The sequence below is a fragment of the Halomonas sp. MCCC 1A11062 genome (assembly GCF_021404355.1).
Taxonomy (GTDB): domain Bacteria; phylum Pseudomonadota; class Gammaproteobacteria; order Pseudomonadales; family Halomonadaceae; genus Halomonas; species Halomonas aerodenitrificans.
On sequence record NZ_JABFTW010000012.1, the window covers coordinates 33,252 to 44,686 of the forward strand.

Sequence of the window (11,435 nt, forward strand, 5' to 3'; positions counted from 1 at the left end):
TCTTTCTCAAGCTTACGACCTGTCACCACGCCTGGCTACCGCCGCTGTCAACCATCTAGCCGCCCTCGCGCCGGTGAATGCGCCGATTGACCACGTTGGGCGCCCGCCGCAGGCGCTCCTGCTCGCCCAGCGCCTCGGCCTCGAAGGCGTCGGCACCCACCGGCGTCTCGCCGTGACGGCGGTAGAGCTGGGTCAGCATGGCCTGGCGGTCGGCGCGCAGCTCGCGGATCAGCACCACGATCATGCCGTAGAGGATGAAAGTGAACGGCAGCGCCGAGAGCACCGCGGCGGACTGCAGCCCGCTCAACCCACCGGCGGCAATCAGCGTCAGGCAGATGGCGGCGATCAGCACGCCCCAGAGCACCCGCTTGAACAGCGGTGGATTGATCGAGCCGTTGTCGGTCATCTGGGCCACGATGTAGGACGCCGAGTCGGCCGAGGTGACCAGGAAGATGAAGATCAGCAGCATGGCGATCATCGACAGCACGCCGCTGTACGGCATGCGCTCGAACATCTCGAACAGCGCCACGGTGATGTTGGCCTCGGTGGCCGCCGCCAGACCGGCGTCGCCGGCCAGCTCCATGTGCAGCGCGGCGCCGCCGAACACGCCGATCCACAGGCAGGCCAGCAGTGGCGGCACGATCAGTACGCCGAACACGTACTCCTTGATCGTGCGGCCGCGCGAGACCCGGGCGACGAAGGTGCCAACGAAGGGCGACCAGGCGATCACCCAGGCCCAGTAGAAGACCGTCCAGTTGGCCGCCCAGGTGTTGTCGGTGAAGGGCGAGATACGCAGGCTCATGCCGATGAAGTTCTGCAGGTAGTCGCCGATGCCGAGGGTGATGGTCTCCAGGATCATCACCGTGGGCCCGGTGATCAGCACATAGAGCATCAGCCCGATGCACAGGATCATGTTGAGGTTGGAGAGCCGCCGAATGCCCTTGTCCAGCCCCGACCAGGTCGAGGCCATGTAAGCCAGGAACATCACGAACAAAATGACGAACTGCCACAGCACGCTCTCGGGCAGACCGAATACGGCGTTGAAGCCGCCGTTGAGCTGCAGCACGCCCAGGCCCAGCGAAGTGGCCACCCCCATCACTGTGGCCACCACCGCGAACACGTCCAGGGTCGGCGCATAGGGTCGTACCCGGGGATACTTCGCCGAAATCGACGACAGCACCGACGAGACCAGCCCGGCCTGCCCCTTGCGGAACTGGAAGTAGGCGATGATCAGGCCGACCACCGAGAAAGCGGCCCACTGGTGCACGCCCCAGTTGAAGTAGCTGTATTGGATGGCATAGCGCGCCGCCTCGGTGGTTTCGGCCGGCACGTCGCCGTAGGGCGGCTCGACGTAGTGAAGCATCGGCTCGGCCATGCCGTAGAACACCAGACCCACGCCGAAACCCGCCGCCAGCAGCATGCTGACCCAGGAGAAGAAACTGAAACTCGGCGTACTGTCCTGCGGCCCCAGGCGAATCTTGCCGTACTTGCTGAAGGCCAGCGTCAGCAGGAAGAGGACGAAGCCGAACACCGAGATGAGATAGAACCAGCCGAACAGCCGGGTGACCCCGGCGAGGGCGGCGTCGGCGGCATTGCCGAAGGCCGCCGGAAAGCTGGCGCCGGCGGCCACCAGCGCCAGGATGATCAGGGCCGAGACGATGAAGACCCGCTGCCCTCCATGGTTGGCCATACAGAATTCCCTTATTCGTCCTTGGGGCTTTTCATGCTAGCAGCCTGACCGCAGCGGCACACAATCCGCCATCGGTCTGCCTTGCTTCCGGCGTTTGGGCATTGCATCGGGGCGCGGAGAAGAGGATTCTAGGAAACCAAGCAGGCTAAACATTTTTTTCGAGTGCTCTCATGTCACGACTCTCCCGGACGCCTCTGTCCGTGCTCGACCTGGCGCCCATTCGCCAGGGCGGCACCATCGCCGACAGCTTCGCCGAAAGCGTGGCCTTGGCCCAGTTGACCGAGCAGCTCGGCTTCACCCGCTACTGGCTGGCCGAGCATCATAGTCTGGACGGCATCGCCAGTGCCGCCACCGCGGTGCTGATCGGTCATATCGCCGGAGCCACCTCACGCATCCGCGTAGGCAGCGGCGGCATCATGCTGCCCAATCATGCGCCGCTGGTGATCGCCGAGCAGTTCGGTACCCTCGAGACCCTCTACCCGGGGCGCATCGACCTGGGCCTGGGCCGCGCGCCGGGCTCCGACGCCGCCACAATGGCGGCACTGCGCCGCGACCCGTACGCCGGGGCCGAGAACTTCCCCGAGCTGCTCGCCGAGCTGCAGGCCTTCCTCGATGACGAGCGCCCCGAGCAGCGCGTGCGTGCCGTACCCGGCCAGGGCACCCGAGTGCCGCTGTGGCTGCTCGGCTCCAGCGGCTACAGTGCCCAGCTCGCCGCTCGCGAGGGGCTGCCGTTCGCCTTCGCCGCCCAGTTCGCCCCTGGCTACCTGCACGAGGCCCTGCGCCTCTACCGCGACAACTTCCGCCCCTCGGCCCTGCTCGAACGGCCCTACGCCATGGTGGGGCTGCCGGTGATCGCTGCCGAGAGCGACGAGCGCGCCGAGTTCCTCGCCTCCACCGCCCGCCAGAAGTTCCTCGGCATGGTGCGGGGTAAGCGCACCCGCGCGCTGCCGCCGGTCGAAACCCTCGACTGGACGCCCATGGAGCGGGTTCAGGTCGAGCAGTTCCTGGGCGCGGCGGTGATTGGCGGGCCCGAAACCGTGCGGGCGGGCCTCGAGCGCTTCCTCGAACTGACCGGCGCCGACGAGCTGATGCTCAATACCGATACCTACGCCAGCGCGGACCGGCTGCGCAGCTACGAGATCGTCGCCGAGGTGTGGCGGGCATGAACGACCGTCCCGGCGCCCAACTCGATCTCGCCGGCGTCCTCGTCGGCATCCGGCGCATGGCGCCGCTGTCGCTGTTCGTGGTGATCTTCGGCCTGGCCTTCGGCGTGGCTGCCCTGGCGCGCGGGCTGTCGGGATTCGAAGCCATGCTGATGAGCGCACTGGTGTTCGCCGGCGCCTCGCAGTTCGCCGCCCTGGAGTTGTGGGGGCCGGAGATCCCGCTGCTGCCGCTGATCGCCACCACCTTCGCCATCAATGCCCGGCATCTGCTGATGGGAGCCGCCATCCAGCCCTGGCTGGCCCACCTGCCACCGGCACAGCGCTACGGCAGCCTGGTAGTGATGAGCGACTCCAACTGGGCCATGGCGGTGGCCGACCGTCAGCGCGGCGAGACCAACGTCGGCATGCTGGTGGGCGGCGGCATCGCCCTGTGGCTGACCTGGCTGGCGGGCACGCTGCTCGGCGTGATCTTCGGTAGCGGCATCGAGGAGCCCGAGCGCTTCGGTCTCGACGTGATCATGGGCTGCTTCCTCCTGGCCATGCTGCTGGGCGGGCGTCGCGACCTCTCCATGCTCGCACCCTGGGGCGCCGCCGCCCTGGCTGCCTTGGCCGCCATGGTCTGGCTGCCGCCGCACTCCCACGTGATCGTTGGGGCTCTGGCCGGCGGGCTGGTCGGCCTGATGGTGCCCGCCAGGCCGCCCCAGGAGGCCACCGCATGAGCCTGCCAGCCACGACCATGGGGGCGTTGGCCGCCATCCTGATCATGGCGCTGGTCACCTACCTGACCCGTGCCGGCGGCGTGTTCGTGATGTCGCGGGTGCCCATCGGACCCAGAGTGGAGCGCTTCATCAACGCCATGGCCGGCTCGGTGCTGGTGGCAGTGATCACACCCATGGCGGTACAGGGCGACTGGGGCGCCCGCCTGGCGCTGCTTGCCACGCTCGGCGTGATGCTGGCTACGCAAAAGGCGCTGGCAGCAATCGCTGCCGGTATCGTCACTGCCGCTCTGTGGCGGCTATGGCTGTGATAGCCTGGGGCCCTGGAACGTTTGTCGTGTCGCGGTCTCCAAGAGATACCGACCACACCCGAGAGGCGGAACCCCACCGCCCGGAGATGATCATGTTCGATCCCAACGATCTACGCCGCAACGCCGCCTGGCAGGCCGCCCAGCAGTGGCGCACCCGGGCCAACCAGCCGCACCGTGGCCCCTTAAGCGGGCTCAAGTTGATCCTGACCTGGCTGCTGTTCGGCATGCTGCTGATCGTCGGCACCGTGCTCGGCCTGTTCTTCCTGCTGCTCGGCTGGGCCATGCTGCCGATCGTGCGCTACCGCATGAAGAAGCGCCTCGAACAGCTGCGCGCCGAGCAGGCCAAGGATGCCGGCGGCGGCTACCACTATCGCGAAACCCACCGCGAGACTCATACTCAGGAGACCTACTCTGGCGAAGCCCACTATCGCGGTAGCGAGCCCGAGTTGCTGGAAGGGGATTACGAGGTGCGCGACGACAAGCACAAGAGCTGATCTGCCACTCGGCTCTCCTTGCACATGAAACTCGCGTGCAGAAAAAAGCCCGCCGAGAGACGGGCTGAAAATGTCATGCAGGGATTGCAGACAATCGGCCTCGGCCGACCTGGGAAGATTACCGATGCCACCCCGGCAACAGCTCATAGGCTTTCTTCATGGGCGCGATAGGCCCTTGCTCGCGGTGGAAAAACAGCGCTGACTGCCATACCTTGAAGCCATACGCTGCGACGACTCAAAGCGCCATTACCATCCGGAGGACAACAACAATGCCTCGACTTCGGAAGACGGCGACAGGCCTGCTACGCCCGTGGATGCTTGTCGGCCTGCTGCTCCCGCTTGCCACGCCAGGCCTGGCCAACGACTACCCTACCGAAGCGCGCGTCGATTACGTGCTGGCCTGTATGGCGGCCAACGGCAACAGCTATCTGACCATGCAGAAGTGCTCCTGCAGCATCGACGTGATCGCCGAGCATCTGCCCTACGAAACCTACGAGCAGGTCGAGACGGTGCTGGGCATGCAGGACCAGCGCGGCGAACTCGGCGTGCTGTTCCGCACAGAGCGCGGCATGCAGGATCAGGTGCAGGCCCTGCACCAGGCTCAGGCCGACGCCAACCTGCGCTGCTTCTGATGCCCCGCCTCCGCTGCGGCAGCCGCTGCACCACCGGCCTGGCTCTCGCCACCTTGCTGCTCGCTCCGCCGGCGGCCCTGGCTGACGAACACGCCGAGGGCGAGCGGCTGTTCCGCGCCCAGTGCGTCGGCTGCCACAGCATCGAGCCCGGCCGCCATCTGGCCGGCCCCAGTCTGCATGAGGTGTTCGGCCGCCCCGCAGGCAGCATCGCGGAATTCGACTACTCTCCGGCGCTAGAACGAGCCGAGCTGGTATGGGATCGCGACACTCTCGACGCCTTCCTGGCCGGTCCCGCCACCTTCCTGCCCGGCAATCGCATGGTGCTGTGGGAGCTCGACCCGCGCACCCGCCAGCGCATCATCGATTACCTGGAGTACCGCAGCCTGGAAAGCCAGGACCAGGAGAGCCATGCCATCCCTGACTCGACGCACCAGCACCGCGCAACGCAGTGATTCGCACGCGCAGACATTTATCCCGCGTTTCCCTTGCGAGCCATCATGCCGCGGGATGGGTTATAGCCAAGGATCGCCAGCACCAGCAGCACCGCCGCCACCGCCACGCTGATCAGCACCGCCTCGGTATTGAAGCGCTCGTACATGGCGAAGCGGATCATCTCCACGGCATGGGTGAAGGGATTGAGCGCGGCGATCTGATAGACCAGATAGCTGCCCTCGCGGATGCGCCACAGCGGATAGAGCGCCGAGGAGAGAAAGAACATCGGGAAGATGACGAAATTCATCACTCCGGCGAAGTTCTCCAACTGGCGGATGAAGGAAGAGAGCAATAGCCCCAGCGCACCGACCATGAAGCCGGTGACCAGCAGCGCCGGCAGCAGGTAGAGATAGCCCATCGCCGGCGCCTGGATGCTATAGGCCCAGGCGATGGCCAGGAAGACGTAGACCTGCACCACCGACACCAGAGTGCTGGCCAGCAACTTGCACACCAGCAGGTACCAGCGCGGGAAGGGGCTGACCAGCAGTACCCGCATGCTGCCCATCTCGCGGTCGTAGACCATGGAGAGCGAGCTCTGCATGCCGTTGAACAGCTGAATCATGCCCACCAGCCCCGGCACGATGTAAACCTCGTAGAGAATGTAGGTCTGGTAGGGCTCGGTCATGGCCACCCCCAGCGCCATGCGAAAGCCGGCGGCAAAGACGAACAGCCACACCAGTGGACGCACCAGCGCGGCGAGAAAGCGGCTGCGCTGATGCAGGAAGCGCAGCAGCTCGCGGCCCACCACGCCGCGCAGACAGTGCAGCCAGGGCATCACTCGCATGCGGCCTCCTCGTCTCCCACCAATCGATCGAAGGCTTCACCCAGGGTCTCGACGCCGAGCCGGGCAGTGAGCGCCTCGCCCTGCTCGTCGGCCAGCAGCCGCCCGCGGTGCAGCACCGCGACCCGATCGCCGCGTCGCACTTCATCGATCAGGTGCGTGGCCCACAGCACCGCCACTCCCGCTTCGGCGCACAGCCGATGGGCATGCGCGACCAGATCGCGGCGCGAAGCGATATCGAGCCCCACGGTGGGCTCGTCGAGCAGCAGCAGGCGTGGCTCGTGCATCAGGCCCCGGGCGATCTCCACCCGCCGCCGCTGGCCGCCGGAGAGGCGGCGTACCCGCGTGCGGCGCTGGTCGGCCAGCCCCACCCGTTCGAGCTGAGCCAGCGCGCGCGACTTCGCCTCGCCCCGCGACATGCCGTGCAGGGCGCCATGGTAGGCCAGGTTCTGCATCACGCTGAGATCGAGATCCAGGGTCGGCTGCTGAAACACCGCACCGATGCGGGCGTGGGCCTGTACCGCCTGACGGCGCACGTCGAAGCCGCCGATGCGAATCTCGCCGCGGCGACGGTCGTGCAAACGGGTGATCAGCGAGAACAGCGTGGTCTTACCGGCGCCGTTGGGGCCGAGCAGCACGACGAACTCCCCGGCTCTCACGGCCAGGGAAACGTCGTCCAGCGCCGGCCTGCCGCTATAGGTGAAGCTCAGCTCGCGTACCTCCAGCGCGAGCTGAGCTTCGGTCGCATCGTGCGTCTCGCTCACGGCTCGACGATCACGCCCCAGGGGAAGCGGCCCACCGGGATCGACTTGACCGCCCGCAGGCTGTCCACCTCGATCATGGTGACGTCGCCGCTGACCCCGTTGGTGGTGTAGAGCCGGCTCTCGTCGCCGTTGAGCGCCAGGTGCCAGACCCGCTGGCCGACCAGGATGTAGTCGAGCACCTCGTAGGTCTGCTGGTCGACCACCGCTACCCGATTGGAGGGGCCCAGGGCGACGAAGCCGTAGCGGCCGTCGGAGGTCAGCGCCACACCAACCGCCTGCACGGTCTCACGCGGTACCCCGGGCACGTCGAAGCGGATCACGTGCTTGACGTCGAAGGTCTCTTCCATGTCGAGGATCGACACGGTGCCGGCGATCTCCGCCGAGACCCAGGCCTCACGGCCGTCATGGGTGAACTCGGCGTGGCGCGGGCGAGCGCCCACCAGGCGGTGATACACCGCTTCCATGGTCTCGGTGTCGATGATGTGGGCCATGTTGGAGGTTTCGGTGGTGGAGACCAGCCAGCGCCCGTCGGGGCTGATGCCGAGCCCTTCCGGCTCGACCCCCACCGGGATCTCGGTGACCAGTGTGCGCCGCTCGTAGTCGAGCACCGAGACGATGTTGTCGTCCTCGTTGGAGACGTAGATGTAGGGCCGATTGGGGTCGACGCGGATCACCTCCGGGTCGTCCCCCGAAGCCTGGCTGCGCACCACCTGCAGCGTCTCCAGGTCGATCATGTCGATGGCCTCGTCGTCACCCACCGCCACGAACAGCTCGCTGCCGTCGCTGCTGAATGCCATCGAGCGCGGCCGTCGCCCCACGCTGATGGTTTCCACCACCTCGAGGCTCGCCCCGTCGATGACCGAGATAGTGTTGTCCTTCTCGTTGGAGACGAAGATGCGCTCCGCCTGAGCGCTGACGGGCAGCAGCGCCAAGGCCCCCAGCACCAGCCCGAACAGGCTTGGCGAGATCATGCGGTTCAGAAGCGGCATTGGGATTCTCCCTCGTCGGCGCCGAGTGCATCGAGCGGCGTGCGTGGATGCAGATAACCCTCCTGCGGCGACACCGAGGCCACCATGCGCGGCCCGGTGATCAGGATGGGCTGGCGCAGCTGGTGGTTCCAGGTGCGATAGCTGACCGGGAAACCCAGGTAGCCGGCGAGTTCGAACTCCTCGCTGAGCATGTAGTCGAGCACGGCTTCGCGCTCGACGGAGCCGGTGCGAGCCGCCGCCTCGCCCAGCGAGCGCAGCGCCAACCAGGCGCCGAAGTCCCGCGGCGTCATCCAGCGGTCGGCGAGCTTCTCGAAGCGCCGCTGCAGCTGCACCGCGCCCCAGGATTCGTGGGCCCGGTGCCACGGAGTCGCCATCAGCCCCTGGGTGCCCACTACCGGGCGCGGCGCCCAGGTCTGGAAGGGGAAGTATTCGCCGAAGTAGTCGGTCTCGTCGGCGATCACCAGGACGTCGTGCTCGGGCAGGTCCTGCAGAAATACCGGGATCTCGCGCTGAATGGCGTGGAACCCACCCTCGGCGCGGCGTGCCATGGGGTCGTGGGGCCACATCCTGTCGCCCACGACGCGATGGCCGTAGCGCGCGGCCGAGGCGCGCAGCACGTCGGCCAGGATGCGATCCTCGTCGGTGTTGCCGTAGACCAGCGCCCAGCGGTCCCACTGCTTGAAGCCGAGGAACTGGGCCAGGGCGTCGGCCAGCATGCGCCGGCTCGGGGTGGTGTGATAGAGCTCCGGGTGGCACGCTTCGCCGCGCAGCTCGTCGTCCGGCGCCCAGGCATTGAACACCACCCGATCACCGCGGGCGGGGTGCGCCATCACCTCGCCGAGCGCCGCTGCGGGCAAACCGCTGACGATCCACTCGACGCCCTGTTCGATCAGGCTCTCCAGCGCCTCGCCGACGTCATCACCCTGAGCCACCACCGCCTCGTGAAAGACGAACTCCTGGCCCAGAAACTGAGCCGTGGCGTTGTTGTCGTTGATGCCCAGGCGAGCGCCCTGCAGCCCTTCGTCGTCGATCACCGGATCGAGCACCGAGAGCGGCTCCTGGTCGTCGGGGCGCTCCATGCCCAGATACCCCACGACGATGGTTGCCGGCGTATCGGCCGATGCCAGGGGTGTCCACCCCAGGCCCAGTGTCAGCCCCCCCAGCGCCAGCCAGCGAAAGGCTCGCGGTAGCGTACCCATAAGGACTCCTCAGGCAGCCGCGCTGCCGCTGTTGTCGTTAGTGTTGTCTTTTTTGCTCCTGCTTATTTACTCCACTGCCTCATGGCATTCGCGCCATGATCGTGCGCACCATACGCGAGAGTTTCTCTTCCAGCAGGTAGGGCTGCTCGCACATGGCCGGCAGCGCCTGCTGGCGCTGCTGGAAGGTGCGCTGCTCCCAGAACAGCGACTCGGAAAGCCGCTCGACCTCCGCGGCGTCGGCGCTCTCGTCGGCGCGCCGCTCCTCGAGCTCATCGACCATGCCCGAGATGGTTTCCAGGCGCGCCAGTTGGGCACGGGAAGCGCTACGAATGCCGTCGATGGTGCGCCGCCGCTCACGGTTGGTGAGCTCGAACAGCCCGGCGAACAGCAGGGTCAGGCGCCGCTCGACCTCTTCGTCGGCCTGCTCCTCGCCCTTCTCCTCGTCCTTCTCCTCGGGCAGGGACTCGACGAACTCGCGCACACGCGCCTGGGCCTGTTCCTCCGGCGTCGAACGCGAGGTGGCGAAGCGCGCCACCCGGCCGACCTCTTCGTCCTCCCACCAGGCCTGTTCCAGCTCCTCCGGCGAGGGCCCGGTCCAGATGGTGCCCCAGGCCAGCTCGGGGATGAGCCGCTGCACGCAGGGCCAGTCGGGTGGTCCCGCCGCAGCGCGCTGGGCCTCGGTCTCGGTCGCCGCGAACAGCGCCAGCGTGAAGCCGACTCCCAGCAGCAGGGGGGCGAATGGTCGTACACGGCTCATGCCCCATCTCCTTCATCCGTATCCAGCAGCCGGCCGCGGCGGTCGAGCAGCGGCACGTCATACTCGCGCAGGATGGCGTCGATCTCCCCCTGGCGGCGCTCGATGAAGTCGTTGATCCAGTCCTTCCAGTGGGGCTCGCCGCGGCGCACGCCCATGGTGATGCGGTAGTCGAGGGTGGCATCTGAGTCGTCGTCGATCAGCGGCACGACCTTGAGCGGCGGGTCCTGGCGCGCCGCGTAGTAGCCGGCCAGCGGCCCCCACAGCACCGCTCCCTCGGTCACGCCCTCGGCGACATCGGCAATGGCATCGCGCACCGGGGCGCGCACGCGGGTGTCGACCATCAGCGGATAACCTTGGATGCGCGCGCCGGTTCGCCGCAGCGGCACCAGCGGCGGGGTCTCGGCCACCACGCCGATGCGACGCCCGGCAAAGACCGGATCGCTCAGTCGGGCGGCGTCGAGCTCGGAGTCTTCACGTACTACCAGCGCATAGACCGAACGGTAGTAGGGGTTGGTGTTCTGCACGAAGTCATAGCCCGCCACGACGCCGATCATCACGTCGCACACGCGCAGCTCCAGGGTGTTGCGCACGAAGCCCATGACCTGGGGCGCCCAGACGTAGGTCAGCGGCACGCCGAGATCCTCGGCCATCAGCTCGGCGATACGGTTCTCGAACCCTTCGCCGGCCTGGTTGCTGAAGGGCAGATTGTTGCCGTCGGCGCAGACCCGCAGGGCCTCGCGCTCCTGGCGTTCGGGGGGATTGGCGACGGCTGCCGCGACGGCGGTCAGCCCCAGAGCCACGGCCAATACCTGCAACATGCTACGACAGGCTGCTCTCATGCATCCTCCGCTTCAGGAAATGATGTCGCGAATGGAGCGGGTTCACTCCTTGGCGTTCGCTTCCTCAGCGGCCTCGTCGTCGCCGTTCTCTTCTGCCTGCTCCTGCATCGACTCGATGATCTGCGGACGACCGCGCCCCAGGCCGCCTTCGCCACGCGCTCGCATGTAGCTGAAGAGGTTGGGAATGTTACCCATGACGTAGGGGTCATCGGCGAAGGAGGGCATCACCTGGCCGGGCTGCACCTCGCGCCCGGAAGCGATGGTACCGGCAAAGTTCTCCCAGCCACGCCGCTCGGCCGCGCGAATCAGGTTGGGAGCGAATGAGGAGCCCATGCCATCGGGCCCGTGGCAGGCCATGCAGGCCCGGGTATAGACGAGGTAGCCCTCGTAGGTGTCGGGGTCCACCTTGCCATCCTCGACGACGAAGGCGCCGGGTCCATCGCCGGTGACGCGATGCTCATCGGCAAGGGTAGCGGAAGCCAACCCCAGGGTGAGGAACAGTGCGGGAACAACGTGAAAACGTGCGAATACCGTCATGCAGCACATCCTTCTTCTTGCGGCTTCGGGGGCTTGCGCGCGTCGTGCCACCGAAGCGAATGAGAGTGGGC

14 protein-coding genes are annotated in these 11,435 nt (G+C 67.0%); 6 read left to right on the forward strand and 8 right to left on the reverse strand.

Annotation, left to right across the window (positions count from 1 at the left end; all coding sequences use genetic code 11):
* Positions 1–55: 55 nt before the first annotated feature.
* Positions 56–1,690: a BCCT family transporter gene (locus HOP58_RS14015; RefSeq protein ID WP_010627651.1), complete on the reverse strand. Its 1,635-nt coding sequence runs from the start codon at positions 1,688–1,690 to the stop codon at positions 56–58.
* Positions 1,691–1,860: 170 nt separating this feature from the next.
* Between HOP58_RS14015 and HOP58_RS14020 the strand changes: the two genes are divergently transcribed.
* From HOP58_RS14020 to HOP58_RS14045, 6 genes are all read left to right on the forward strand, one after another.
* Entirely contained in the window at positions 1,861–2,856 is a 996-nt protein-coding gene (locus HOP58_RS14020) for an LLM class flavin-dependent oxidoreductase (RefSeq protein WP_234254992.1), read from the forward strand.
* The gene (locus HOP58_RS14025) at positions 2,853–3,572 is read left to right on the forward strand and encodes an AzlC family ABC transporter permease (protein ID WP_234260639.1); all 720 of its coding nucleotides are present in this window, start codon (positions 2,853–2,855) and stop codon (positions 3,570–3,572) included. Before HOP58_RS14020 ends, HOP58_RS14025 begins: the two co-directional genes overlap by 4 nt.
* On the forward strand, positions 3,569–3,880 hold the full coding sequence (locus tag HOP58_RS14030; protein WP_234254996.1) for an AzlD domain-containing protein: 312 nt from the start codon (positions 3,569–3,571) through the stop codon (positions 3,878–3,880). Before HOP58_RS14025 ends, HOP58_RS14030 begins: the two co-directional genes overlap by 4 nt.
* Positions 3,881–3,966: 86 nt before the next feature.
* Positions 3,967–4,374, forward strand: a complete 408-nt coding sequence (locus HOP58_RS14035; RefSeq protein WP_234260696.1) for a hypothetical protein — start codon at positions 3,967–3,969, stop codon at positions 4,372–4,374.
* A gap of 269 nt (positions 4,375–4,643) precedes the next feature.
* The gene (locus tag HOP58_RS14040; RefSeq protein WP_234254998.1) at positions 4,644–5,006 is read left to right on the forward strand and encodes a hypothetical protein; all 363 of its coding nucleotides are present in this window, start codon (positions 4,644–4,646) and stop codon (positions 5,004–5,006) included.
* A complete protein-coding gene (locus HOP58_RS14045) occupies positions 5,006–5,458 on the forward strand; it encodes a c-type cytochrome (RefSeq protein ID WP_234255000.1) in 453 nt (150 codons plus the stop codon). Before HOP58_RS14040 ends, HOP58_RS14045 begins: the two co-directional genes overlap by 1 nt.
* Before the next feature lie 17 nt (positions 5,459–5,475).
* Here HOP58_RS14045 and HOP58_RS14050 read toward each other — a convergent pair whose 3' ends face one another.
* The 7 genes from HOP58_RS14050 to HOP58_RS14080 all read right to left on the reverse strand — a co-directional run bounded on the left by HOP58_RS14050 (position 5,476) and on the right by HOP58_RS14080 (position 11,364).
* Positions 5,476–6,282: an ABC transporter permease gene (locus HOP58_RS14050; RefSeq protein ID WP_346657467.1), complete on the reverse strand. Its 807-nt coding sequence runs from the start codon at positions 6,280–6,282 to the stop codon at positions 5,476–5,478.
* Positions 6,273–7,043 carry an ABC transporter ATP-binding protein gene (locus HOP58_RS14055; protein ID WP_234255002.1) on the reverse strand — a complete coding sequence of 257 codons (771 nt, stop codon included), beginning with the start codon at positions 7,041–7,043 and terminating at the stop codon, positions 6,273–6,275. The genes HOP58_RS14050 and HOP58_RS14055 overlap by 10 nt, the downstream gene beginning before the upstream one ends.
* Positions 7,040–8,032, reverse strand: a complete 993-nt coding sequence (locus tag HOP58_RS14060) for a PQQ-dependent catabolism-associated beta-propeller protein (protein ID WP_234260640.1) — start codon at positions 8,030–8,032, stop codon at positions 7,040–7,042. The genes HOP58_RS14055 and HOP58_RS14060 overlap by 4 nt, the downstream gene beginning before the upstream one ends.
* The gene (locus tag HOP58_RS14065; protein ID WP_234260641.1) at positions 8,020–9,231 is read right to left on the reverse strand and encodes an ABC transporter substrate-binding protein; all 1,212 of its coding nucleotides are present in this window, start codon (positions 9,229–9,231) and stop codon (positions 8,020–8,022) included. Before HOP58_RS14065 ends, HOP58_RS14060 begins: the two co-directional genes overlap by 13 nt.
* A 79-nt stretch (positions 9,232–9,310) precedes the next feature.
* Entirely contained in the window at positions 9,311–9,988 is a 678-nt protein-coding gene (locus tag HOP58_RS14070; protein ID WP_234260642.1) for a hypothetical protein, read from the reverse strand.
* Positions 9,985–10,827: a quinoprotein dehydrogenase-associated putative ABC transporter substrate-binding protein gene (locus HOP58_RS14075; protein ID WP_234260643.1), complete on the reverse strand. Its 843-nt coding sequence runs from the start codon at positions 10,825–10,827 to the stop codon at positions 9,985–9,987. Before HOP58_RS14075 ends, HOP58_RS14070 begins: the two co-directional genes overlap by 4 nt.
* Positions 10,828–10,869: 42 nt before the next feature.
* A complete protein-coding gene (locus HOP58_RS14080; protein WP_234260644.1) occupies positions 10,870–11,364 on the reverse strand; it encodes a cytochrome c in 495 nt (164 codons plus the stop codon).
* Positions 11,365–11,435: the final 71 nt, after the last annotated feature.

Excerpts from the sequence above, each read along its gene's own strand:
- HOP58_RS14040 (WP_234254998.1), top strand. The coding sequence starts at position 4,644 with ATGCCTCGACTTCGGAAGACGGCGACAGGCCTGCTACGCCCGTGGATG.
- HOP58_RS14070 (WP_234260642.1), bottom strand. The coding sequence starts at position 9,988 with ATGAGCCGTGTACGACCATTCGCCCCCCTGCTGCTGGGAGTCGGCTTC.
- HOP58_RS14025 (WP_234260639.1), top strand. The coding sequence starts at position 2,853 with ATGAACGACCGTCCCGGCGCCCAACTCGATCTCGCCGGCGTCCTCGTC.
- HOP58_RS14035 (WP_234260696.1), top strand. The coding sequence starts at position 3,967 with ATGATCATGTTCGATCCCAACGATCTACGCCGCAACGCCGCCTGGCAG.
- HOP58_RS14015 (WP_010627651.1), bottom strand. The coding sequence starts at position 1,690 with ATGGCCAACCATGGAGGGCAGCGGGTCTTCATCGTCTCGGCCCTGATC.
- HOP58_RS14050 (WP_346657467.1), bottom strand. The coding sequence starts at position 6,282 with ATGCGAGTGATGCCCTGGCTGCACTGTCTGCGCGGCGTGGTGGGCCGC.
- HOP58_RS14045 (WP_234255000.1), top strand. The coding sequence starts at position 5,006 with ATGCCCCGCCTCCGCTGCGGCAGCCGCTGCACCACCGGCCTGGCTCTC.
- HOP58_RS14075 (WP_234260643.1), bottom strand. The coding sequence starts at position 10,827 with ATGAGAGCAGCCTGTCGTAGCATGTTGCAGGTATTGGCCGTGGCTCTG.
- HOP58_RS14020 (WP_234254992.1), top strand. The coding sequence starts at position 1,861 with ATGTCACGACTCTCCCGGACGCCTCTGTCCGTGCTCGACCTGGCGCCC.
- HOP58_RS14065 (WP_234260641.1), bottom strand. The coding sequence starts at position 9,231 with ATGGGTACGCTACCGCGAGCCTTTCGCTGGCTGGCGCTGGGGGGGCTG.
- HOP58_RS14030 (WP_234254996.1), top strand. The coding sequence starts at position 3,569 with ATGAGCCTGCCAGCCACGACCATGGGGGCGTTGGCCGCCATCCTGATC.
- HOP58_RS14080 (WP_234260644.1), bottom strand. The coding sequence starts at position 11,364 with ATGACGGTATTCGCACGTTTTCACGTTGTTCCCGCACTGTTCCTCACC.
- HOP58_RS14060 (WP_234260640.1), bottom strand. The coding sequence starts at position 8,032 with ATGCCGCTTCTGAACCGCATGATCTCGCCAAGCCTGTTCGGGCTGGTG.